Below are 21,733 nucleotides of genomic sequence, written 5' to 3' on the forward strand. Positions count from 1 at the left end.
CTCCGTAATTATTTCTTTCCATCTGCAAAGCCCCCTCTGTTTCCGGGGTGGAACATCTTCTGCCAAAGAGCATTCCATTGAGGGCCTTTCGATTGTTCATGTTGATAGCGCCATACCAGTTGGAGTGTATCCGTTCCCGGTACGTGATGCCATGTGACTTCCTTGCCAGGGCTAATGCCTTTGGTAGGTATCTTGGTGCCCTTTACACGTCTGAATCCTGGCACCATGGTTTCCATTATGTTATTAAAATCTGCATCACTATCGGCTGACTTCAAGAGGCTTTCGTTTGCAACCTTAAAATGTTCTGCGCGGTTCGGAACGGCTAGCACATCCGGGCCAATTTTGGTCTCGTATAGAACGCTATATGCGTGGGGATCCAATGGCGTCGCCATACCGCTTAGTGCTTCATTACGGTTTGCTGCAACCGGATCCACTGCTCCGGCAGTTTCTGCCTTGCCTCCATCCGCCTCTAGGCACTCCAATCCCAACGGATCCACCCAGACAGTGGGGTTAGGCACATATTGGTAGTTGTTCAACCCTCCTGCGAGTTTGATTGGATCCGGCGTCAGAAACCGCCCAGTTCCCGGGCTGTAGTAACGATGGCGGTTGTAGTGGAGGCCCGTCTCTGCATCGAAGTACTGACCTTGGAACCGCAGCGGGTTGTCGATTTCACTGACATCCAATGCCGCGAGATTGCCATAGGCACGGTACTTCGCCGACCACATGATTTCGCCGCTGTAGTCGGTGAGTTCTTGAGGGGTGCCAAGGTGGTCGAGTTGGTAATAGAACGGCGTTGCCTTCAGGGGGCCTTCGCCATCGAGCATTGCCAGAGGACGGAAACTGCCAGGTTCGTAGATATAGCTGCGATACCGGTTCTCTGCGCTTTCTGCGATCAGACGTTCGCCTTGCCACAAAAACTCGGTGGTATGGCTGTCGACCGTTTTTTCGACACGGCGGCCAAAGGCGTCGTACTTGTAGCTAGCTGTGCTTCCGCCTGGCAAGGTGACGCCGATCAGGCGATGCTGGCAGTCATAGTGGTACTCGGTGACAATTTTCTGGGCGGCGCCGCGGCGTTCGCGAATTAGATTGCCGTAGGCGTCGTAGTCGTAATGGCGGTCACCCTGCATCAACAGGCGGTTGCCTTTGACGTTGGCGAGGTTGGCGGTGCCTTCGTTGGTTTGGCCAAGCAGGTTACCCGCCGGGTCGTGGGCAAAGCTTTCCGGTGTGACGCCGCGCACGCTGATCAGACGATCGAGTGGGTCGTAGTGATAGCTGCGATTGCCTTTGCGGCTGTCGTCGACGCCGGAAAGGTTGCCAATGGCGTCGTATTTATAGCGACGCTGGAACAGATTCTTATCATGCTGGCTGACGCTGTGTGCTTGCAAACGACCTTGTTCGTCGTACTGGTATTGGCTGAGCAACAGTCCTTGTTGGCGTTGTAGTTCGCGACCGGCGCTGAATTGGTGGCTGGTCAGGCGAGAACCGTTGAGGTCGATGCTGCTCAGGCGCCCACCGGACAAATGACGGTAGTCGAGCGTGCTGCCATCGGGCAGGCGACAATGGCTCAATTGGCCGACGCTGTCATATTCGTAACGTGTGGTGCCCCAGCCTTGGTGTTCAGTGATCAGGCGGTCCTGTACATCGTATTCATATGCAAGCGGCCAATGACCATCATCAATAGTTACCAAGCGACCCAGTGCGTCGTAGCTGTAGTGAATCTCTTCGCTGTCGGGCAGGGTTTTGACCAGGAGGCGACCGGAGGCGTCGCGCTGGTATTCGGTGACCAGTTCGCTGCCGTCGTCGCCGAATTCGGTTTTCTTCAGCAACTGGCCTTTGAGGTCATACTCGTAGGCAGTGCGGCGACCGTCGAAGCCGATTTCTTGCTGGATCAGGCCATTTGAGTAGTAGTCGAGCTGATAGCGTTCACCGCGCTCGTTCTCAATCTCGGTGAGGTTGAGTTGCGAGTTGTCGTAGCGGTAGCGAAGTTGGCTGCCGTCCGGATTGATGCGGCGGCTGACCAAGTGCAGGTTGTCGGCGTATTCGTAGCGAGTGACACGCCCCAGCTCGTCGCGTTCGGCGGTGACTTTGCCGTAGGCGTTGTAACTGAAAGTACGTGTCGTGCCACCTGGTAAAGTGATCTGCGCCAAGCGCTGAGCTGCGTCCCATTGATACTGGGTGATGGCGCCGCTCTCGTCTTGGCGGGTGATCAATCGGCCGGATGAATCATAGCGGTATTTGCGCTGGCCTCCATCGGGCAGACGTTCTTCAAGCAATTGCCCAAGGCCGTTCCAGTCGAGCTGATGGCGGCTACCGTCGGGGTGGGTAATTTCCAGCAAGCGGCCTCGGCGGTCATAGCGGTAGCACGTCTCATTGCCGTCGGGGTCGGTCTGCTGGGTGATGTCGCCCTGAAGGTTCCGCTGGTATTTCCAAGTGGCCTTGCCCCGACGGACTACTCGTATGAAACCGTTGTGATACTCGTAAGTAGTCGGTTGGTCTTCAGGGGGAATGATTGCGACCAGGCGTCCGGCTTCGTTGTATCGATATTCTGTGATGGCGCCAAGAGGGTCCTTTTCAGCGATTAGCTGACCTTTTTCATCATAGGCTCTTTGTGTTTCTGCACCATCCGGACCGGTCTGGCTGACCAGTCGAGCGTTTTTATCGTGGACGTAAATCTGCTCGCTGCCGTCTGCATTAGCGACAGTAACTGTGCCTTCATCGTCCCAAACATAACGCGCATCGATCTGCGCAATATTGGACCACTGACGAGTACAACGGGCCCATTTGCCTTCGCGTTCCCACTCCCAGTGAAAGCTTGCGCCGCCGGCCAGTTGGCGCTGTTGGATTACATGCTGCTCGTCATAGTGATAGTGCTCGACTTCCCCAACGGCATTGGTGGCGCTTATCAGTTGATTACGCTCGTTGTACTTATAGCTAACCAGTGTCTTGACCGTCTGCCACGGGTCTTGGCGTTCGCCTCGTTCGTTGTATTCCTGACCTAATTGTTGGTAGTCAACGGCGATAATATGGCGATCTTCATAGCGCAGGAGCAAAGAACGTCCCGCTCCGTTATCGATGCGCTGGATGCGATCAACCAAGTCATAGCTGATGTGCAATTGGTTGTCGTAGGCATCGCTTATGGTAGTCAGGCGCCCGGCGCGGAAATGATAAAAACGTGTGTCCTGTCCGGCCTGAGCCAAGATCAATTCGCCCGGCGCATCCCCTATGAAAATCGCCGCCTCGGAAAGGCTATTGGTGATGGACGGACGCTGTTCGTTAGGTAGAGGAAACTCGGTCCGACGGTTTTCGTTGTCAGTCCACAGCACGACGTCATCGCTGATTTGTAAACTATGTGATAGCGGATGGCTCCAGCCGAAGCCTAGACGGTTGTCGATCTCTACCGCGCTGGTGCGGTAAAGACGTATCCATTCCAGCGGTAGCAGGCCGTCCAATTTTCCATCAGTGAGGGTTAGTAGTTCCTCACCGGTGACCATCGAAATGGGGTCGCCCTCGCAACGGGTTTTGGATTTGCACTGTGCCGCTTGATTAGCCGGGTTCGTGGACTGCTTAGGTGCGTCATTAACCGGTTCGTTTTTCACCAGCAGGCTTTGCGGTTCTGTTTTCTTCCGAGCAAATACCGAGGCGTTCGGCTCCTTAAGCGTGGGGGTATCAGCGGTCTTGGGAAGAGGCACAGGGCCACCACCAGTATCAGTAACACCGATGGAAAGAGGTGCCTTCTTACCTGCGTCCAGTGGAACATCCTTGGCCTTGAGCATTACAGGCTTGGAAAGCTCTGTATGGGCCGGAAGGCTATGTTTGCTGCTAGCCGACATCAATTGTTCAGCCAAACCCTCAAGGTATTTGAGTGCTCCCCCAGGCTTCATTTTGCTCAGGGCCTTGGTCCCCAACCGCACGGCAAGGCCGGCTCCGCCCGTAAGACAGATACCGATGACTACGTTGATCAGGAACTCGACGCCTATGCTTGCGATTACGTTGACGATCACCTGCGGCGGCAGCATGCCGACCCAGGCCACAATTGCCGAGATGTAGATGAACATCAGCGGTTCGTCGTTGAGTATCAACAAGGCAGAGGCAATTGCGTCTTTGGAGGTCGCGTAGAGCTTTTCGAGTTCAAGGTCTGATAAGTAGTCGCGAAGTTTTTTGGCATTCCCTATCGGATCGGCCAGAAGACCTACAAGGTTTTTCAAGTCATCCCATAAACTGAGTAGCGCCTGCTCGAAGCTATCAAGCGCTTCTTTCAGCAGAATCATCGCCCGACCCGAACGATCTGCCGCGGAGTAGGTGCTCCATTGCGCTTGAAATTTGCTCGTCCATTCGCTTTTCAACCAGCCGTTTAGATCGCTGATCACGCCCTTGTAAGAACCATATAGGGCTTTGACGTCACTTTCGGAGACATCTGGAAAAAAGGTGATGCGATATTGTTTTCCTGGGATGCAGTTATCGATGGTCTCGATACCACTGGGGCCAATTTTTTTATTGATCGGGGCTCCCACCACGGAGTAGCCAATCATTGCTTTTTCGACCTGTTCGATGCGCACCGGGGTATTGCCGATGGGCACGTAGCGCGCAGTCTCGAATGCATGGATCAGCGTAAACTTGCCGTCCTTAGGACATACTGCAAAGGTCTCGACGGCCCCTGTCCTGGTCCTGCGTTGCGTAACGCTGACTTCGTTGCCGACCTTGAATTTCTGGTCGACGTCCATAGCCCAGCCCGTCCAAAAACCATCCGCCCAATTTTTGTAGTCGCTTAGGCAATTATTGAAGTCTTTGAAGATCAGGTTGACGTCGGGTGCTTTGGCGTCCAGTACCTGAAGAACCAAGGTTCCCAGTGGGCTGCTAATCATGCATTGACTTCCTTTGTCAGCTGGGCGGCGAGGCGCTCTGCCATATCTTCTGTATTCGGTTGATGTCGGACGAAGCGTTCGACTTTGCGGTGCAGGTTGTTTTCAGGAAAGGCGAAATACAGCTCAGGGCAGTCTTCACGCAACCACTGCATCAGGTTGTCGACGACGGTGCTCAGGTCATCCTCGGCGAGCTGTTTGAGCAGGTCCTTGGGCACCTCCCACCACGGCCAATCCCGCATCTTCGGCAGAACCCGCGTCCCAATATTCAGCGTTTGCCCGTTTATCAAATACCGCTCAAATACCGGCAGCACTTCCCCGGCCTTCTCCCCAAGCCCCTTCAGAATCGGGTAGATATGCCGTCCATCCCAGAAGCGGAAAAACACCTCGCTCCCGTCGGGCATCTTCACCTGTGTCAGGCTGCGCAGGTGCTCGAACACCTCGTTTGGTTCGGCGCGTGAGATGGCCAGCCAGCCCCAGTCGAGGGCGTCGGTTTCGGCGATCCAGGGCAGGAATGCCGAGTTCGGTTTGAGTTCGGTGACGTAAGGCATCACCGGTTGCCAGGTGGAGTAGGGCGTGCCGCCCCAGATTGGCAGGAGCTGGGCGGTGGGTTCGGTCAGGTACAGGGTTTTCAGTGCGTCGGCATCGCTCGCCGCGCTGATGATCAGGTACAGGCGTTCACCGCTCTGCAGCGGCTGTTGCGCCAGCCAGTCCTTGGGTGTCAGTCGATCAGATGGCACAGACACCTGCCTTGCACTTTTCGCATTCTTCGCAGAACGGCGCGTTGCGTTTGAGGGTGTTGATCTGGGCCGGGGTCAGGACCTGACCGGCCTTGTCGGCGTCGGCCTGTTTCAGCACGCCGGGCATCAGCGGGGCGGCGCCGGTGCCGCTGCCGGGGCTGCCGCCGGAGTTCATGTTGATCACCGGGCCGCTCAGGGTCACGCCGCCGGCGTCGATCTTGATGAAGCTGCCGCCGCCGACCAGGGTCAGCTCTGCGCCGGCCTCCATCACCACTTTCATGCCGCTGCTGAGGTGAATTTCCTGGCCGGCGTCGATGAACTGGCCGGTGCCGATCTTGATGTGCTGGTTGACGCCCACGGTCAGGTGGTCGTTGGCGCGGGCTTCGACTTTGCGGTCGGCGTAGACGGTGTGGTGTTCTTCGGCCTTGAATTCCGTGTAGCTGTTCTGCTCGACGGTGTCGTGGCGTTCGTTGCCGACGCGGATCTTCTGGTCGTGCTCGATATTCTCGTCCCAGTCGCGCTGGGCGTGGAGGAAGATCTGCTCCTGACCTTTTTTGTCTTCGATGCGCAGTTCGTTGTAACCGCCGCCGCCCATCGAGCTCAGGGTCTTGAAGGTGCTGCGGGTCTTGTTTGCCGGCAGCGCGTAGGGGACGGTGTTTTCCTTGTGGTACAGGCAGCCGCTGACCAGTGGTTGATCGGGGTCGCCTTCAAGGAAGGTGACCAGCACTTCCATGCCGATACGCGGGATGGCGATGCCGCCGTACTGGGCGCCGGCCCAGGCGGAAGAGACGCGCAGCCAGCAACTGGTCTTGTCATCGGCCTGGCCTTCGCGGTCCCAGTGGAATTGCACTTTGACCCGACCGTACTGGTCGCAGTGGATCTCTTCACCTTTGGGGCCGGTGACCACGGCGCTCTGGCTGCCGAGGATGCGCGGTTTCGGGTGGCGCAGCGGCGGACGGTTCGGCACATCCCACGGGGTCGCCTGGAAGCGGTTGCGATAGCCCTGATGGAAATCGTCTTTGAGTGCGGTGGTGTCGCTGGTCACCGACTCTTCCAGCACTTGCGGCTGTTTGCCTTCGTGCAGGACTTCGGTGAGCAGCCACAGGTCGTTCCACTTGGCTTTCGGGTGCTCGGTCAGGGCGAGGAAATGGCCGCTGACCAGCAGCGGCTGGTCGCTCTTGCCTTCGGCGAGCTGGAAGTCGCTGCGGTGGCGTTCGAGGGCACGTTTGGCCAGGTGTTTGCCGCGCTCGCGGTCGATGAAACGGCCTGGGTAGTCGTAGTCTTCGAGGTCGGGCAGGGCGTCGCCACGGTTTTCGCTTTCCAGGGTCAGGCGCGGTTTTTCGAAATCGTAATCGCGGCGCGTGGTGCGGCTGGTGCGGGTTTCCAGGCGCAGATCGAAACGCTTGATCACCGGGTCGCTGGCGACCATGCCGGAGTCTTGCTGGTAGGCCACAGGCTTGAGTTTCGGGAACACCGTCTGGTCATCGCCGAAGACGAGCTTGTGCGCTGTAGCGCTGTGCTGGAAGTGGTAGTGAATACCTTCTTCCTCGCACAGGCGCTGGATGAAATGCAGGTCCGATTCATCGTATTGCACGCAGTAGATGCGCTCGGGATAGATCGAACCGGTCTTGAATTCGTAGGCGTTGCTCTGGATGCCGTGCTCTTCGAGGACCATGCCGATGATTTTCGGCACCGTGAGGTTCTGGAAGATGCGTTGGTTGACGCGGTGCGCCAAGTACGACAATTGCGGGCGCAGGGTCACCGAATAACGGGTCAGGCGTTTGCCCGAGTCACCTTGCGCGGCGCGGTAGATCTGGCCGTGAATGCCGCTGCCATCGGGCGACAGCTGCAGAAAGGCCGGTTTGTGCAGCAGGGTTTCGAGGTCCAGCGACGGCTGCTCACTGACCAGCTCCACCTCGAACACAAAAGGCTGGCTGATGGCTTCCCGGCCGGTCAGGGTAAATACCTGAAAGTCGGCGGAGAGCCCTTCGATGGTCAGGGCAAAGTGGGTTTCATTGGCCGGCGCGAACATCCCTTGTTCCTCGTGCTGTACAGCGGCGCTCGTCGACAACCGCCAGGCGGTTCAACGCACGCGAAATTCTGGAGGGGCGTAAACAACATCGACCAGCAGGGCTGGTCGATGCTTGTAACGATCAGCCGTAATTAAACGACTGGAGCACGCCAGTCATCGGAACCCGAAGTACCGGATACTTCGTGGGTCCAGGTGATTTTGCGGTAGGTGAACTGCACTTCTTCCAGGTGGGTGAAGTGCGAGTTGCCTGGATCCTGGCAGTTGTGCATTTTGTTGTTGATGGCGACGATGATCGCGTCTTCCAGTTTGGTGGTGTAGTAGTGCTCTTGAGTACCTTGAGCCGAAGTACGGAACCACTGGATAACGATTTCGCTCATGCGCTCGCCGGAGGTCAGAGCGGCTTGCAGCAGAGGCGAAGCCTTGTCGTAGACCTTGGTGATCACAACTGGCTTGTGAACGCGCTGACCGGTTGGCTGACCGGATTGTGGGTCACGCGGGATGATCACGTCGTGGCTGAAAGCCTGAACCATAACCTGGTCTTCGTGGCCTTCCTGGTAGGTGTTGCCAACGGAGTCGGCGGTGAAGGCGCCGGCAGTGATCAGGCCTTGTTTTTCGCCGGTAACCGACATGTACGCTGGTGTAGCCATGGGTGTGCTCCTTGCTGGAAAGTGAGAGTGCCCGGAGGCGAAATCGCCCGGTGGGTGCCTGAACTGTTATCAAGGAGCGTGCCAGCTTTGGCGAAGTGCCTTTCAGACGGATACTTCGTGGCAGTGGTGCAGGATTTTGATCGTTTTTTGATCAGTGGTCAGGCCAAAAGTGCGCAAGAAGTTGCGCAATTGCGCGAAGCACTGCGCAACTTCTTGCGCACTTGGCTGCAGACCATGAATGGCTTGGCCAGCAGAGCATTTGACCCCTGAAATATTACGACCTACTGCGCAACTTCTTGCGCACAGCGGCCAAATGATGGCATTTGACGGTTGAAGAAATAAATCTCCTGATCTCCCAATCGGCATCCAAATAGTTGCCTGTCAAGAAGGGCAGCAATCGGCCAAAAGCTTGAGAAGTTCTTACCAGGGGCTGCCTCTACGCCTAGCCAAGGAATGGGTCGAAAACCCAAGGACCAACATTGATGTCAATCTCCATCGCAAGCTTCTTCCACCCGTATACAACGTTCCTCCATGGGGCAGCCTACAACCTGCACCAGATTTTAGAAGGCCTAGATGTTGTGTCATCAAGCTTCACCGAGCGTGACGCCGCTGGGAACATCATTGGCAGCTATTGGTCACCCGATCAAGCGATGGTGATCACGCTGGGCTATCTGATAATGCTGTCACTGTTGGTAATTCCATTGCTTGCAGCGGCAGCCTATACGGTAAGCAAAAAGCAGGGGCTACTCACATTTTCGTCACTCTTGTTCCTGCCGGGTGTGCTGAACTGCCTGGGCCTTTTTCCGATGATTAATTACCTGCCTACTCGTTACACCATCCATGGAGTGGGAACCCTAGGAAGTGAGATTGGGCTGATTCCCCTATTGATGCTTTGCGCCATCATTGGATGGAGCATCATGATTCTCGCTTATGACAACCTCAATCTTACCGAACGGTTCCGTCAGATCTACGATCATTTCTGGTTTCCTTTGGCATTGGTCGCCGCAGTGTTCTTCGTGGCAGACAACGGCGCCAGGGAGGACAACACCATGCTAAAGGGAGCCACGGGAGGCATCCAGGAAGCCAGTGGCTATCTGTTGAGCCAAATTAGGCGCTATGACGACTACTGCAAGGCCAATGGATTGAATGATTTGAAGTCGTGCCAGTGGAGCCGCTATTCGCAGTGGACCTTCACAAACATCAAGGAAGGTGAAGCTAGCTACTTCATCGAATTCGCGCCGGATGACTCCAAAGGATTTTACTCTGCGAGTCGCTGGGCCTTAAGCGATGAGGATGTGATTGCCATTCGAAAAGAGATTGCCGAATACAATCAAAAGCTATGCCCCGTGAAGCACTTATCTCGAGATCTTTCACAGTCATCACCGCTCTCAACCACCTGTGAGTATGTCCCCCACCACTTTTGCTCTGTTAAACCGGATGGCCCCCAAGGAGTTGTGGATGACGGTATCGGCAGCCACACTGTGGCGTTGGCCAGCGAATGCATCATTCCTCGGCTGGCTGCTGCTAAACCCTATTTGAAGCAACTAACGGCGCTGGTTGGCCAACATGATCAAGCCAAGAATCACCGTTGGCTATACTTCCTCGCTGTCGCTGTTGCGATTGGAGCGAAAGTGGCCTTAGCCACTACCAAGCTATGCCTGATTGATGCGCGACCTGCAACCGACAGGTGTCGCGTCTTTCGTGCGGTTCGATTCCGTGTAAGTCAGTGCGTACATTTACTGAAATGTTTACTGGTCGGTTCAGGTAGATGGGTGAGAGAAGTTGCAACGCGTATTACCGGATTCTTTTAATCGGGATAGCAAGAAGAGCTCCGCATCATACTGCGAGTGGCCGCTTTTGGCCGAAAGCAGACCTAAGTGGGGGAGGCGGGGATGAACGCTGAAAGCTTTTTAGGGCATATTTAGGGCAAATCCGAGGCCGCTATAGGCCGCAGAGAACCAAGGCACCAAGCGTTAATGCCCGAGATTTTGGGCCTGAAGCGGTCTGCGAAGACATTGGAAGGGGTTCGAATCTCTATCTAATCAACAGGGTCACACATATAAGGATAAGACAGTCTGGCCTGCTGACCATCGACCTCTGCATAGGTAACAATCAGCTGACAGTTATTAGCGAACCCATGAATTCTTTTCAGCGCGGTTGCTCGGTAGGACTCAACAACTCCTGGAATTAGGCTTCCATTTGATGCTTTGATCTCATAGGACTTTCCTGGCTCCAGCACTTTTCCATCACTCGCAGTTTTAACAAACCAAGTTCCAGTAAGTTCTGCTTTCGTTTTTCCTGCTATTTCAACATTAATGAGAGTGGCCGCTCTCGCCCCGAGGTTGGTCAATGTGAAGGTCATTTGGTGGAAGTCCCCACCAATAATTGCAGGTCGTATATCAGCTCGGGGAGGAGTTAATACGTACTTGATGGGCTCTAATCCCCCGACAGAAAGAATGGTTACGATAGAGCTACAGATTAGAACAGGCGTGGTGAAGATCCGCCTCCACCCTTGAGTTGATGAGCAGTGCGGACACCTTGTGGCGTTTGTTTTTATCTCTTCTCTGCATGCACAGCATTGCTGCATTGTCTAACCCGATCCGTTCAAAATTAGGCGCGCTAATGCGTACAGCTCAGCGCTGATTGGGGCGTAGAGGACTGTCCATTAAATGCAGGCGATGGAAAGAAATGGGGCAAAAATGGGGCAATCCATGCCATCCAGCGCCTATCATCCCTTCGCCGATGGAGTACTTGGAAACGCCAAACCTCAATAAATACGGGGCTTTAGACCTGAACCCTCAAATACTACAACACAATCGGAGTATGCTCGGTCATATTGCTAAGCAGTGACTGATGATCAGTATTTTGTCACGATATCTATCTGATGTGCCTCAATATAATCTAGAAGATTTCTGTAATTTTTTAGAAGTGCTGCTCTGTTTGCCCAGTTGTTTTCCTCATCTGCAACCTTTGGTTCCACAAAAGTTCCATATTGGCTGATAAAGTATTTGCTTTCTTGAATGCACATCTGGGTGTGATCCCAGTCACCGTTAAATACAGCGTCAAAGCTCAGTAAGAAGTTGGAAATGAGGGTATTGAGTTCATTGTGGGTTTTGAAGCCTCCCGTCTTCTGGATGGCTAGTGATCTCGTTAGGTCTAGAATTTCATTCAGGACTGCGCGGTCGTCACGTTTGGCTTGATCGTCACGGAGGGGGCTCGTTGAGCGGATTATTTCGGAAACTTGCTCTTCTAGATCAGGCCAGTTTTTCTCAAAGGCTTGGTTCAGAATTGACTCGTTAAGAACGTTGTCAGAGTTGGCTTTGTTGAGGGCTTGAATTAATTTTTTGATCTCAGCCTTCTGAAATGGAGTGACTTGGAACTGCGTGAGGGGGCCGTTTAGATCACTAGTACCTAAGTCGATCAATACGGGGCAGACCAAAGAATCATCAACCTGTTTTGATATGGCTCCCGCCTCGAACGCTAACCAAGGGCTTTTTAAATTTTCTCGTGTAACGCAAAAAATACCGGCTGACGATGATTCAAGCTCGGCGGCGATGTCGTGAGACCAGCGAGTGCCCTTTTCGATGTCGGTGGGGGTGTAATACGGTTCAACGGTTTGGAGGACGTGGGGTATCCAATTTTTGAAGGCTTCACCCACGCGTTTGCTCATTTCGCCAGACCAACTGATAAAAACCTTCATTTTCGTTCCATGAGGCTGTGTAGAGTTGGTTGTACATTAGCGACGTAAATCTGGCTTGTCACGATGGGGGGGCAATGAAGTAGCAGCGGTGTTAGCGGAGAGGGGTGAGCAAGCTGAGGGTACAAAATGGTAAATGGCTGGATTTTAAAGGCTAGAAGCGTTGTTCGGCGGTGCACTGAAAGGAAGCTATGCCCAATCCATCATTGAATCAAGCACGCGGCCGCTTCCGGCAAAAGCGGACGTCCGACAAGGCCGCTAACGGCCAAAAGCTGACCTTCGAATGAGTCTACGAAATTAGGGCCAATTCATTCCGCGCGCTTCGGAGATCAGCGATCAGCTGATTCAGCTCGCCCCAGATTTGCCGTATTGCTGGTATCGGGGTTGTTAGACCATTCTTCATAGGTGTGCAAGTGACAGCTTATGCCCCTGGAGGTGCCGCCACCTTCATCCGTACGATAGCGATATAATGTTATTGTGCTACCTTTGGGCATGATCTAATTCGAAGGGACTTTCGGTGTCACGTATCTCATTCCAGAACGAACAGCCATCTGAGCTTGACGTCTTTCCTGGTGGAAGCCATGACAAGGTGGCGACTGCGATCTGTAGCTATATTGCTGACGACCAAAACTCTCGGGTCATAGGTCTTGATGGGGAATTTGGATCGGGCAAAAGCTCAATTCTTAGAATGCTGGAGCTCAAGCTGCTCACGCTGGACTCAAAATACAAAGTCTGGTTTTTCGACTGTGAGCAAAACTACCAAGGCTCCATTAAGAGTAATTTCATCGAGCTCTTCACTGAAGAACTCGTTGAGACCGCAGGCACGGACGAACGAGTCAAGGAGAAGCTGCGAGACAGCCGTGATAAAGCCTTGGGGCGTCATTTTACGTATACCAAGAGTACGACCAGCCGGGTCAGCGCATGGGCGTTGTTATTGATTGTTACTTTGTTCTTTTCTTCCAGCTCGTTTAGAGAATTGTTCGCTCTCACAAAACTTAAGACCCCAGTGGGATCTTGGATTTACGTGCTCCACACCTTCTCACTGCTGAGTCCCCTCCTCACTTTAATATGCGCTTGGTGGCGGCTAAAAGGTACCAAGGTAGGTGATCAGCCTTGGAGCATTTTCCATCTATTCAAGGGTGGCTCCGACGACACCATTACGGAAAAAATCCAGGTCGCAAAGGAGGTGACGCCTCTTGATCTAAAGCGCACGCTTGAAGATGACCTCAAGCTGTTCAAAGATACTCACTATATTGTCATCTTGGACAACCTGGACAGGTTGCCAAAGGACAGTCTGCGTTCGGTTTGGAGCGACCTTGAAATCTTCACTTGGGCGTCCGAGGAGAACAACCTGACGACCATCGTGCCTTTTTGCTCAAATAAGGTCGCCAAATACCTAGGTGCGGATCAAGATCGCACCTACGACTCTCGAGATTTCATCGCAAAAAAATTCCCCGTGGTTTTTCGAGCTCCGCCGATCATTGCGGCCGGCTGGAAGGATGGCTTCTACAGGTTGTGGGAGAGCACCTTCACGGAAGCGGGGCGTGAGATAGCTGAGAGATGTGCGCTCTTGCTGCAACGCCATAGCCCTATGGCCAGCAAGCTCGTTACTCCACGCCTGCAAAAGCGGTTCATTAACGATATCGCCACGACCTCTCTCACCCTTGGTTCCGACATCCGCCTCGTATCTATTGCCGCCCACCTCCTGCTATGCAAATACAACGACCATCCCCTACAGGAGGTCATCAGAGCAGGCGGATTCTCTCCGGAGTACAAAAAGACGAATGACGACCTTGACGACAAGGATGTCGTAGCGACTCAACAACTCCTAGAGTCCGTTGTCGGGGCAGACATCGATACTGGCTGGCAAATTCAGTTTCTGCAGATTCATTTCCTGACTACCAGCGACATCGCTATCGCCGAGATGATCGACGATCCTCTGAGCCTGGCAGTTCAAGAGCAGGATGGTGAAAGGTTCGCGTCGCTGGTTAGCGCCTTCGGATTCCGAGATGCACTTAAGCGATATCTGGAAAAAGATGGTTATCGGGCAGATCTTATCCGGATCATCGCCCATGCAGCCAAGTTGCTGGATGAAGACAAGCTGGGTCTTGTGATGTCTATTATCAACAGCGAGTCCCTGGCCTTTTCAGGCGAAACTGGGGAAGATATTGAGGGTTTCTACGATGCGCTTAAAACCTGCCGGCTTGCCGGGCTGCGCACCGATGGTTTTACTCGACTCCCCAAAAACCTGGATTCAACAATCAGGAAGGCGGTGAACGAGGCAGTAGCCGCTGAAGAGCTCAGTACTCAACTGACAAAACTGGCAGAGTATGACCGCTGCCTGGACGCTCTAGGATTGGATTTCGCCAAGATGACGGCGAATAACGCTGCATACTTTATCCACGTCGTAGCTGAGTCAGACAGTCTGAAGGTGATAACGCCGGAGCATTTCACCTTTAGCAAGCAGGGCAATATCAGCATTTTGCAACATCTCGTGAGTGGCTCTGATACGCCAGCTCCAATACTTGCTGTATCCGAGGAACAACGAGAGTTTTTGTTGGGGTTTGCGTACTCAAGCAAGCTGTCTGGTCATGACCCAATAGCCACTCTCAGCGAAGTCGAACTGGCAGCCATCTCTCAAACACTGGTGAGCGACCCAACAAGCAATGGTGCGCTATTCGCACTTGCGCTTCACCGAGACGTGAATGACTCGATCATAACTTCATTGGTGGCCCAATCGTTTGAAGGTCGAACTGTCAGTCAAAATGCTGCGGTTGCTGCAATCTTATTATCTGCGAAGAAGTATTCAGAGCTGGCCAAAATTGAAGATTTGGACACAGTGGTCGCCAGTGATGTGTTTAAACTTTTTTTCAGAGCGAGTGGAACATCTGAACCGCTCTTTTCCGGTTTTGAACAGGACGAGGTTGCTGAAGCGATAGCCAAAATCTTTGCATGGGCTATAACAGACAACGCGATATGGAAGCTCCAACATACTTATGTCAGTAAAAATTTTGCAGCGGTCGCTTCCACCCTTGAGCCGCACGGAGTAGATGGGAACCTATTATTTACCTGGCTGAATGACTGGCAGAGGCACATGTCTGTTACGTTTGAATCAGTAGAGGCGATGGATGCCGAATTTGTTCGTAGGGTTTCGGTTAGCGACAATGAACTGTACGTCGTGCCCAAATCCACTGCCCTGGAATACTACGGATCTCAGGAAAGGAGCGAGAAGGAATGGGCCGTCATCATGCGCAGTGCCAGTCCTAACCACGCGATCCTGATCAATGTACTCAAGGCCAAAGATGGATTTTCCCTCGCGCCTACAGCGCGCACCGCTATCGTCGGTATTATGAAGCAACAGGTGAGCGTGCCAAGCTTTAAGATCGATCAAAACGGTGTAGAAAATATCCGGACGGTCATTAGCACCTTTGATCAAAGTCAGAAAAACCTAGTGGGAACCGAGATCCGGACTCTGATTTATTCCGATGGCAGTATCAGTAGCCAAGTCGCCTGGGTACTTGAGCGATTCGGCGATCTAATCGTGGATATTCAACCATCGAGCACGCTGGAAGTCGGTAAGCTTATGGGCATTTTGGATCATCTGAGCGAGGGCTCCGAAGAGTCATTGCCTGTGCTGAAATATCTAGACGGCAGAGCCAGCCAAATATCGGCGTACAGCTACTCCCAAGAGCTCCGCAAGGCCATGGCGATAGCCGTTGCAAAACTCAGCAAGACTGCTCCGAAACTATTCCAGTCTTTCGCCAAGAAGAATGGTTTTAAGGGCCTGATAAAGGAACTGATGCGCTCTGACAGGAACGTCCCAGTAGAAGATCCAGATTCTAAAGACGCAAGCGACAGTGAGTTCACAAAGAATTGATTCAATGGCGTGTCCAAAAGCGCGGCGATTCGGATCTGCCTTAATAGCATCCAATCTTCGGTTTGCGTGGATCGAATGCCCATGATCTTCCTCGTTGCATATGAATCGCCCCTAGATTCGTAGGTACCTTCGAATGGCCACTTTTGGCCGAAAGCTGCCGATCACGAAGAGCAGCTATTGGCCGTCATTGCCTATCACCTCAAGGGTTCTGTTCGGCCAGTTGCGGATGGGGGGCAGTGTTACGAGGTAGGCACCCTTTTCATTTTCGAGTCCCTTGTAAGATCGTGCTTCCTCTGCTAAAAATATGACCGCTTGCTAGCTGATCTTGAGATCAGCTGGCACGGTAGAATGCTGGTCTACTGAAATAAACAGCCACTAACCCTCGCTTTACCCCATCGCAAAGCACCCATCGGCTCAGTCCCTTGGGGGCGGCTCCTCTTAATGAGAGCCGCTTCATAGATCCATCCAAGCTGACCCCATGATCGCGACATCTCAAGCAAGCAAGATGAGATGTAAACAAATACGCGTGAATGATCCGATTTGTTAACAAAAAACTGACCAGAAGTGCTGATTTTTTCAGCAAATCACTATGTTTTTTAAGGATAAATCGCAATGCTTACTGTTTTAAGGTAGGCATAACCATTCTGATTCGATGCTTCATCCGCGCTGAATAAAAAGGCCCGTCGTTCAACACGACGGGCCTTTTTTGTGGCGCAAGGTCCGCGATTAGCGCTGATCTCCTGTGGGAGCGGGCTTGCTCGCGAAGGCGTCGGGTCAGTCAAAGCATTTGTTGAATGGCAGTCCGCTTTCGCGAGCAAGCCCGCTCCCACAGGTGCGGAGGAATGCCTCAGTCGAGGATCAGGTGCGGCAGAAACCGGCTCGAATCCTTGGTGATCAGACTGTTGTCTTCGCGCACGCCAATCCCAGCCGCCTGATCACCAATCACCCACGAGCCGATCAGGGTGTAGCTGTCATCGAACTTCGGTAATGGCGCAAATTCCTGCAGGATGAACGGCGCATCGGTGTAGGGCCCGTCCTCTTTGACGATCAGACCTTCCGCCGTTTGCAGTTCGATGTTGGCACCTTCGCGGGAGAAGTACGGTTTGCGTACCCAGCCCTTGGGCACCGCACTGGCCGGATTCGGATCAAGGTGCGCCGCAAGCAGATTCGGATGCCCCTTGTGCAGCTCCCACAGCAAAGGCAGTGCGCCTTTGTTCGACAGGATCGATTTCCACGCCGGCTCAAAGAACTGCGTATCGCTCTCGGCAATTGCAGCACCGAACGGCTCGTGGAAGATGAATTCCCAGGCGTGCAGTTTGAACAGGTGCGGGATCCAGCGATCTTGCAGATCGACGAAGCGTCCCTCGGCGGTCAGGCCGATGTCTTCGATGTCGATATGCCGGGATTCGATGCCGACTTTTTCCGCGATCAGGCGCAGGTAATCGGTGGTGCCCTTGTCTTCGACCGAGTCTTTCATCGAGGCAAAGTAGAACGGCCGCTTGAGCTGCAATTCGGCGAAGGCCTGATGCAACTTGGTATCGATGCTGTTGAACTGGTCGGCGTGACGCGGCAGCATCCCGCGCTCGATGCACTGTTCCAGCCAGCCCCACTGAAACGCCGCCGCCTCATAGAGGCTGGTCGGCGTGTCGTAGTTGAGCTCCAGCAGCTTCGCCGGGCCGTTGCCGCTGTATGAAAAGTCCATGCGCCCGTACAGATGCGGATGACCTTCCAGCCAGGACGTGCGGATCATGTCGTAGTACGGCGCCGGGATGCTCAGGCGATCCAGCAACTCTTCGCTATGCACCACGCGATCGACCAGGTCCATGCACATCTCGTGCAGTTCGGTGGTCGGATCCTCCAGATCGTTTTCAATCTGCGCGAGCGTGAACTGGTAGTAGGCGCTTTCGTCCCAGTACGGTTCGTCGTCGATGGTGTGGAACAGAAAGCCGAGGCTTTCGGCTGTCTGTTTCCAGTCGGGGCGCTCGGCGCAGTGGATCTTCTTCATGGTCAGCTGCTCGAACTGCCCCAGCCGCCCCAACCGCTGCGGGCGGAAGACTGGCTGCCGAAACCGCCGCGGGACGTCGACGAAGCGACGTTGACCGGTTTGCTTCGGGAGTTGTCGTAGCGGGTGTCGGTGCGAGTTGCCGGCGCCGATTCGATTTTGCGGTACTGCGCCGAGGTGTTGTAGGTCTGGCGGGTATCGCGGTCGCGATAGACCGTGCGGTTGGCGTTGTTGCTCATCGCATTGCCGATCAACCAGCCTGTGAGCCAGCCGTTACCTGCACCACCGGAACCGGAAGAGTGGGAAGTGCTTTGCGCATTCTGCGCAGCGGCGGTTTCACCGGCAGGCATCTGCGCATTGGCAATCGCATTCAGGTCCTGCGGCGCCTCACCGCTCTGTGGCACCTTGAAACCGCCGAGCTTCGGCACGAAGCGACCGTCGGAATTCTTCTGGCACCAGTCGGCGGCAAAATCCGCATCGCACTTGGCTTTGTCGTCGTAGGCCGGTGCAATGCGTCGGTGCTCGGTCAATGCCGCGACATAGGCGTTCGAGCAGACATCGGCGGCCACTTCGGCGCCGACGCACTCCTCGACAGTTTGAAAGCGTTGCTGATCTTGCGCGGCAACCTCGCCGGAAATCGCCAGCGCCACCGAAGCGGCGAGAGACAGTTGAACGTACTTGCTGCGTTTCATCGAAGGCTTCCTGCCGATCAGTTGGACGGGGTCATGCACGCGGCGTTGAGCATGCCGACGCTGATGGCCACCGCGGCCACGTAGATACCGGAAGCGATTTCACCGTTGGCGATGCGCTGGGACGTGCCTTTGAGCACCAGCCCTGTGGCGAGGAAGGCCAGCAGTTGCACCACGGCCGCAATCACTGCCCACAGCACGAAATCGAGGACATTGACCGAAAACGCGATCACATTGCTGGCCGGAATCGCGAAACCGATGATCGCCCCCGCGAGGGCAATGGCGGCGGCGATGTTGCCGGAGCGAATCAGCTCGAACTCTTTGTGTGGCGTGATGCGGGTGTAGACGAACTGAAACAGCATGAACAACAGCACGGCGCCGAGCAGGTAGACGACGAAACCGACCAGCGCGGTCTTGTTCAGGGAAACGGCCAGCACTTCCAGCATGGAAAACTTCCTTTTTTAAATGGTGCTCAAATCAGTCGTGTACAGCGAAATGCCCAGTGAGGTGCTCAGGCTGACGGTGCCTTCCTCGTCCTGTTCGACGGAGAACAGCAGCAGCTCGCGGCGATCGGTCAGGCCGGTCTCGCGGGCGTAGAGCATCGAGTGGTGCTCGATGGTGTAGGACTCGTCCGGGTTGATCACGTGTTCGGTCAGCGGCACCAGTTCGGTCTGGCCCTGCTCGGTGCCCCATTCGCGGCTGTACTGGACTCCGTCATGGGTGTAAGTCGGCAGGCCGATCGGGCTGGCGGGGCCGGCCAGACGCTGCAGTTCGGCGTCACTGTTGACGGTCACGTAACTGAGGTAGTTGAACAGGGTGACCGACTCGATCTGGTCGTCACCGGTGACGTGGATCTGTAGCCAGAAATCCTCGTCATTCATGTAATAGCGGTGCAGTTTGTTGGATTGGCCGAGGTCGACCCAGCCGGCGCTCCAGATTGCCTGATCGAATGGCACTCGCACTGACGTCGAGCCGTCGAGCAGCAGGGCGAGGGTCGAATCGAATCTGACAGCCTTGCCTTGCGCCATCCCGAGTGGGCCACTGGCAACGGTTGGCGTTGGCGCAGCGGACTGCCAGTTGCTGGTGCCCAGCAAATCTTTGAACCATCCCATGGGTACATTCCTTGAGGCGGGTGGAGGTGTGCGTCGTAAAAAGCGCCGCTAGTGTACCGGGCCGGGCGGTAAACAAGCAGAAGCAATTGCATGGCGTAAACCATGTAGGAGTGAGCCTGTTCGCGATGGCGGCGGTGCAGACAACACTGAGGTTGAATGTTCCGGCCTCATCGCGAGCAGGCTCACTCCTACAAAGGTATTGCGATGCTGCTTACTGCGCTGATTTTTGCTTCAGACGCTCAAGAATCGCATTGGCGCTGCCCTCGTTCGGCGTGATGCCGGCATCGCGCAGTTTGCGTTCCAGGTCGTTGCCGGTCGAAGCGTCAGCCAGCTCATCGGCGGCGCTCAGCTCGGCGGCGCGTTGCTGTTGCTTGGCCTGCAGACGGTTCAGGGTGCCGACCGCGGTTTCCAGTTTGCCGTTGGCGCCACCGCTGGCGATGGATGCGCTGACCTGCGCCTTCTGCACGCTTTCACGGGCCTTGGCCATGTCCACCTGCTGGCGCAGGCTCTTGATTCGAGACTCGGCCTTGCTGATGTCCTTGCGCATGTTTTCGGCGTAGGTGCCGAACTCGTCGCTCTGGGCTTTCTCGGCGGTCAGGTCGTTGGTCAGGGTCGAAATCGCTTCGGCCACTTCCATCGCCAGGTCTTCGCGGCCGGCGTTCAGCGCGGAAACAGCCTTGGCTTCCAGATCCTTGATCTTCGCGTCGTACTCGCTCACGCGGTCGGCGGCCAGCTTGTGCTTGGCCATGATGGTGACCAGCTCGCGGCGGGCGTTGGACAGCGCGGTGTCGGCGTCGCGGATTTCCTGGTCGAGGATGCGCAGGGCCTGTTGGTCGACGATCGCTTCGCCGACTTCATTGGCGCCGCCGCGCAGTGCGGTGAACAACTTGCTCCAGATGGACTGAGTCATTGGATATTCCCTGTTGATTACTTGAAGAAGTGTTCGAAGGCTTCGCTCGCGCGCTGCACGTTGTCGACCAAGGTTTTCACCTCGGTGACGACGTTGGTCAGGCTCGAGTCGGCGCTGAGGGCGCCAAACATGTTGTAAACGGTCTGGCCGTTAGGCATCGACTCGATACCGATCGACGACAGCGGGAACATTTCCCGGCTGCGCAACACGGCGTCGTTGAAGGCGCGTACGTCAGTGATCGAATCGATATCCACCAGCACGGTGTCAACGATGATCTGTGCACCGGCCACGGCGATGTGAATCGGCAGACCGCCGAATTCGTTCATTTCCAGCTTGATGCTGGGTTCGGAGCTCTGGATCAGAGACAGCGTGATCTCGTGCGAAGCCACCTCGTCCAGTGCCTTGAGGGCGTTGAAGAGGCTATCGATGTTCCAGTTGTTGCCTGCGCTCATGTAATTCTCCGACATGAATGAGCCAGCCAGAATCGGTTGGCGTAGCTGTTGCTCCATCTGCTTGAGCAAGCTTCGGTTTTCCGGAAGTACCCAAGTTTCGTGTTTCACATAACCGGCGGCAGCCAGGCCCGCGCGCATCTGCTTCATGTAGAAGCTCGACGGCTTTTTCGCGGACGGTTTCGAGCGCTCTCCCTTTGGGCTCTCTGACGCAACAGTGGGGGAGCGGCTTTTCATGGCAATGACTCCGTTATGAACATCTCACGCGTGAGCCACACTACAGCCAATTCAAAATGCCATCAATGGCTCACGCGTGAGATTTTTTCGGCATGTCGAAATCGCTGATGAGGTGGTGGTCGCAAGCGTTGTCCCGGGTGGGGAGTGTGTTTCTGATTAATCACTGATGTTTATTGTCTGGAAGGCGAATTTATTTTCAATTCTCCTGCTGTGATTTTTTACTGTTTAAATATTGAAGATAATTCCTACATTGTTTTTGCATGTTTCCGTAAGAAGTAATAGCGGCCCTTCGTAAGAGCGTAGGAAGTGTGTTCTTTGCGAGTAATATTAAGAAACAAGGTCGGTTCGCAACCACTGAAAACTTATTCTAGTTTTGGGGTGTGCACACCGTCACCCCGGTGGAAAAAAGCTTCGACCACCGGCCCTTCAACTTTTGAGGAAATCATTATGACTTTCGAAAAAGCATCTTCCGCTGGCGATTC

Annotated in this window: 15 protein-coding genes and 1 pseudogene; 4 read left to right on the forward strand and 12 right to left on the reverse strand. The window is 54.6% G+C overall.

The genetic code is table 11. The features are described from left to right. Positions 1-8: 8 nt before the first annotated feature. From LCH64_RS28385 to LCH64_RS19370, 4 genes are all read right to left on the reverse strand, one after another. Positions 9-4,859 carry an RHS repeat-associated core domain-containing protein gene (locus LCH64_RS28385; RefSeq protein ID WP_226501128.1) on the reverse strand — a complete coding sequence of 1,617 codons (4,851 nt, stop codon included), beginning with the start codon at positions 4,857-4,859 and terminating at the stop codon, positions 9-11. Further along, positions 4,859-5,599, reverse strand: a complete 741-nt coding sequence (locus LCH64_RS19360; protein WP_226501129.1) for a DUF4123 domain-containing protein — start codon at positions 5,597-5,599, stop codon at positions 4,859-4,861. Before LCH64_RS19360 ends, LCH64_RS28385 begins: the two co-directional genes overlap by 1 nt. After that, positions 5,589-7,631 (reverse strand): type VI secretion system tip protein TssI/VgrG, encoded by a 2,043-nt coding sequence (tssI, locus tag LCH64_RS19365; RefSeq protein ID WP_226501014.1) that lies wholly within the window; start codon positions 7,629-7,631, stop codon positions 5,589-5,591. Before tssI ends, LCH64_RS19360 begins: the two co-directional genes overlap by 11 nt. 131 nt (positions 7,632-7,762) lie before the next feature. Continuing rightward, entirely contained in the window at positions 7,763-8,278 is a 516-nt protein-coding gene (locus LCH64_RS19370) for an Hcp family type VI secretion system effector (RefSeq protein WP_007919523.1), read from the reverse strand. A 117-nt stretch (positions 8,279-8,395) separates the two neighbouring features. Between LCH64_RS19370 and LCH64_RS19375 the strand changes: the two genes are divergently transcribed. Beyond that, complete coding sequence (locus LCH64_RS19375; protein WP_226501015.1) at positions 8,396-8,548, forward strand: hypothetical protein; 153 nt, start codon at positions 8,396-8,398, stop codon at positions 8,546-8,548. 212 nt (positions 8,549-8,760) lie between these two features. After that, positions 8,761-10,089, forward strand: a complete 1,329-nt coding sequence (locus LCH64_RS19380) for a hypothetical protein (protein ID WP_226501016.1) — start codon at positions 8,761-8,763, stop codon at positions 10,087-10,089. Between the two features lie 227 nt (positions 10,090-10,316). Here LCH64_RS19380 and LCH64_RS19385 read toward each other — a convergent pair whose 3' ends face one another. Continuing rightward, a complete protein-coding gene (locus LCH64_RS19385; protein WP_226501017.1) occupies positions 10,317-10,640 on the reverse strand; it encodes a hypothetical protein in 324 nt (107 codons plus the stop codon). Positions 10,641-11,135: 495 nt separating this feature from the next. Beyond that, positions 11,136-11,978: a toll/interleukin-1 receptor domain-containing protein gene (locus LCH64_RS19390; RefSeq protein WP_226501018.1), complete on the reverse strand. Its 843-nt coding sequence runs from the start codon at positions 11,976-11,978 to the stop codon at positions 11,136-11,138. A 514-nt stretch (positions 11,979-12,492) separates the two neighbouring features. Between LCH64_RS19390 and LCH64_RS19395 the strand changes: the two genes are divergently transcribed. Then, positions 12,493-15,852 (forward strand): P-loop NTPase fold protein, encoded by a 3,360-nt coding sequence (locus LCH64_RS19395; RefSeq protein WP_226501019.1) that lies wholly within the window; start codon positions 12,493-12,495, stop codon positions 15,850-15,852. A gap of 742 nt (positions 15,853-16,594) precedes the next feature. After that, positions 16,595-16,687, forward strand: a pseudogene (locus LCH64_RS28390) (metal ABC transporter ATP-binding protein); the annotation flags it as partial. Positions 16,688-16,699: 12 nt separating this feature from the next. Here the strand turns inward: LCH64_RS28390 and LCH64_RS19405 are convergent. The 6 genes from LCH64_RS19405 to LCH64_RS19430 form a co-directional block, all read right to left on the reverse strand. Further along, on the reverse strand, positions 16,700-17,857 hold the full coding sequence (locus LCH64_RS19405; RefSeq protein WP_226501020.1) for a glutathionylspermidine synthase family protein: 1,158 nt from the start codon (positions 17,855-17,857) through the stop codon (positions 16,700-16,702). 2 nt (positions 17,858-17,859) lie between these two features. Next, complete coding sequence (locus LCH64_RS19410) at positions 17,860-18,546, reverse strand: DUF1190 domain-containing protein (RefSeq protein ID WP_103522055.1); 687 nt, start codon at positions 18,544-18,546, stop codon at positions 17,860-17,862. A gap of 17 nt (positions 18,547-18,563) precedes the next feature. After that, a complete protein-coding gene (locus LCH64_RS19415) occupies positions 18,564-18,989 on the reverse strand; it encodes a DUF350 domain-containing protein (protein ID WP_003228704.1) in 426 nt (141 codons plus the stop codon). Between the two features lie 15 nt (positions 18,990-19,004). After that, positions 19,005-19,655 carry a DUF2491 family protein gene (locus LCH64_RS19420; protein ID WP_003228702.1) on the reverse strand — a complete coding sequence of 217 codons (651 nt, stop codon included), beginning with the start codon at positions 19,653-19,655 and terminating at the stop codon, positions 19,005-19,007. Between the two features lie 211 nt (positions 19,656-19,866). Then, complete coding sequence (locus tag LCH64_RS19425; protein ID WP_007966153.1) at positions 19,867-20,565, reverse strand: PspA/IM30 family protein; 699 nt, start codon at positions 20,563-20,565, stop codon at positions 19,867-19,869. Positions 20,566-20,582: 17 nt separating this feature from the next. Continuing rightward, positions 20,583-21,164, reverse strand: a complete 582-nt coding sequence (locus tag LCH64_RS19430) for a YjfI family protein (protein WP_226501021.1) — start codon at positions 21,162-21,164, stop codon at positions 20,583-20,585. Positions 21,165-21,733: the final 569 nt, after the last annotated feature.

This window comes from Pseudomonas sp. MWU16-30322, assembly GCF_020515535.1.
GTDB classification, from domain to species: domain Bacteria; phylum Pseudomonadota; class Gammaproteobacteria; order Pseudomonadales; family Pseudomonadaceae; genus Aquipseudomonas; species Aquipseudomonas fluorescens_H.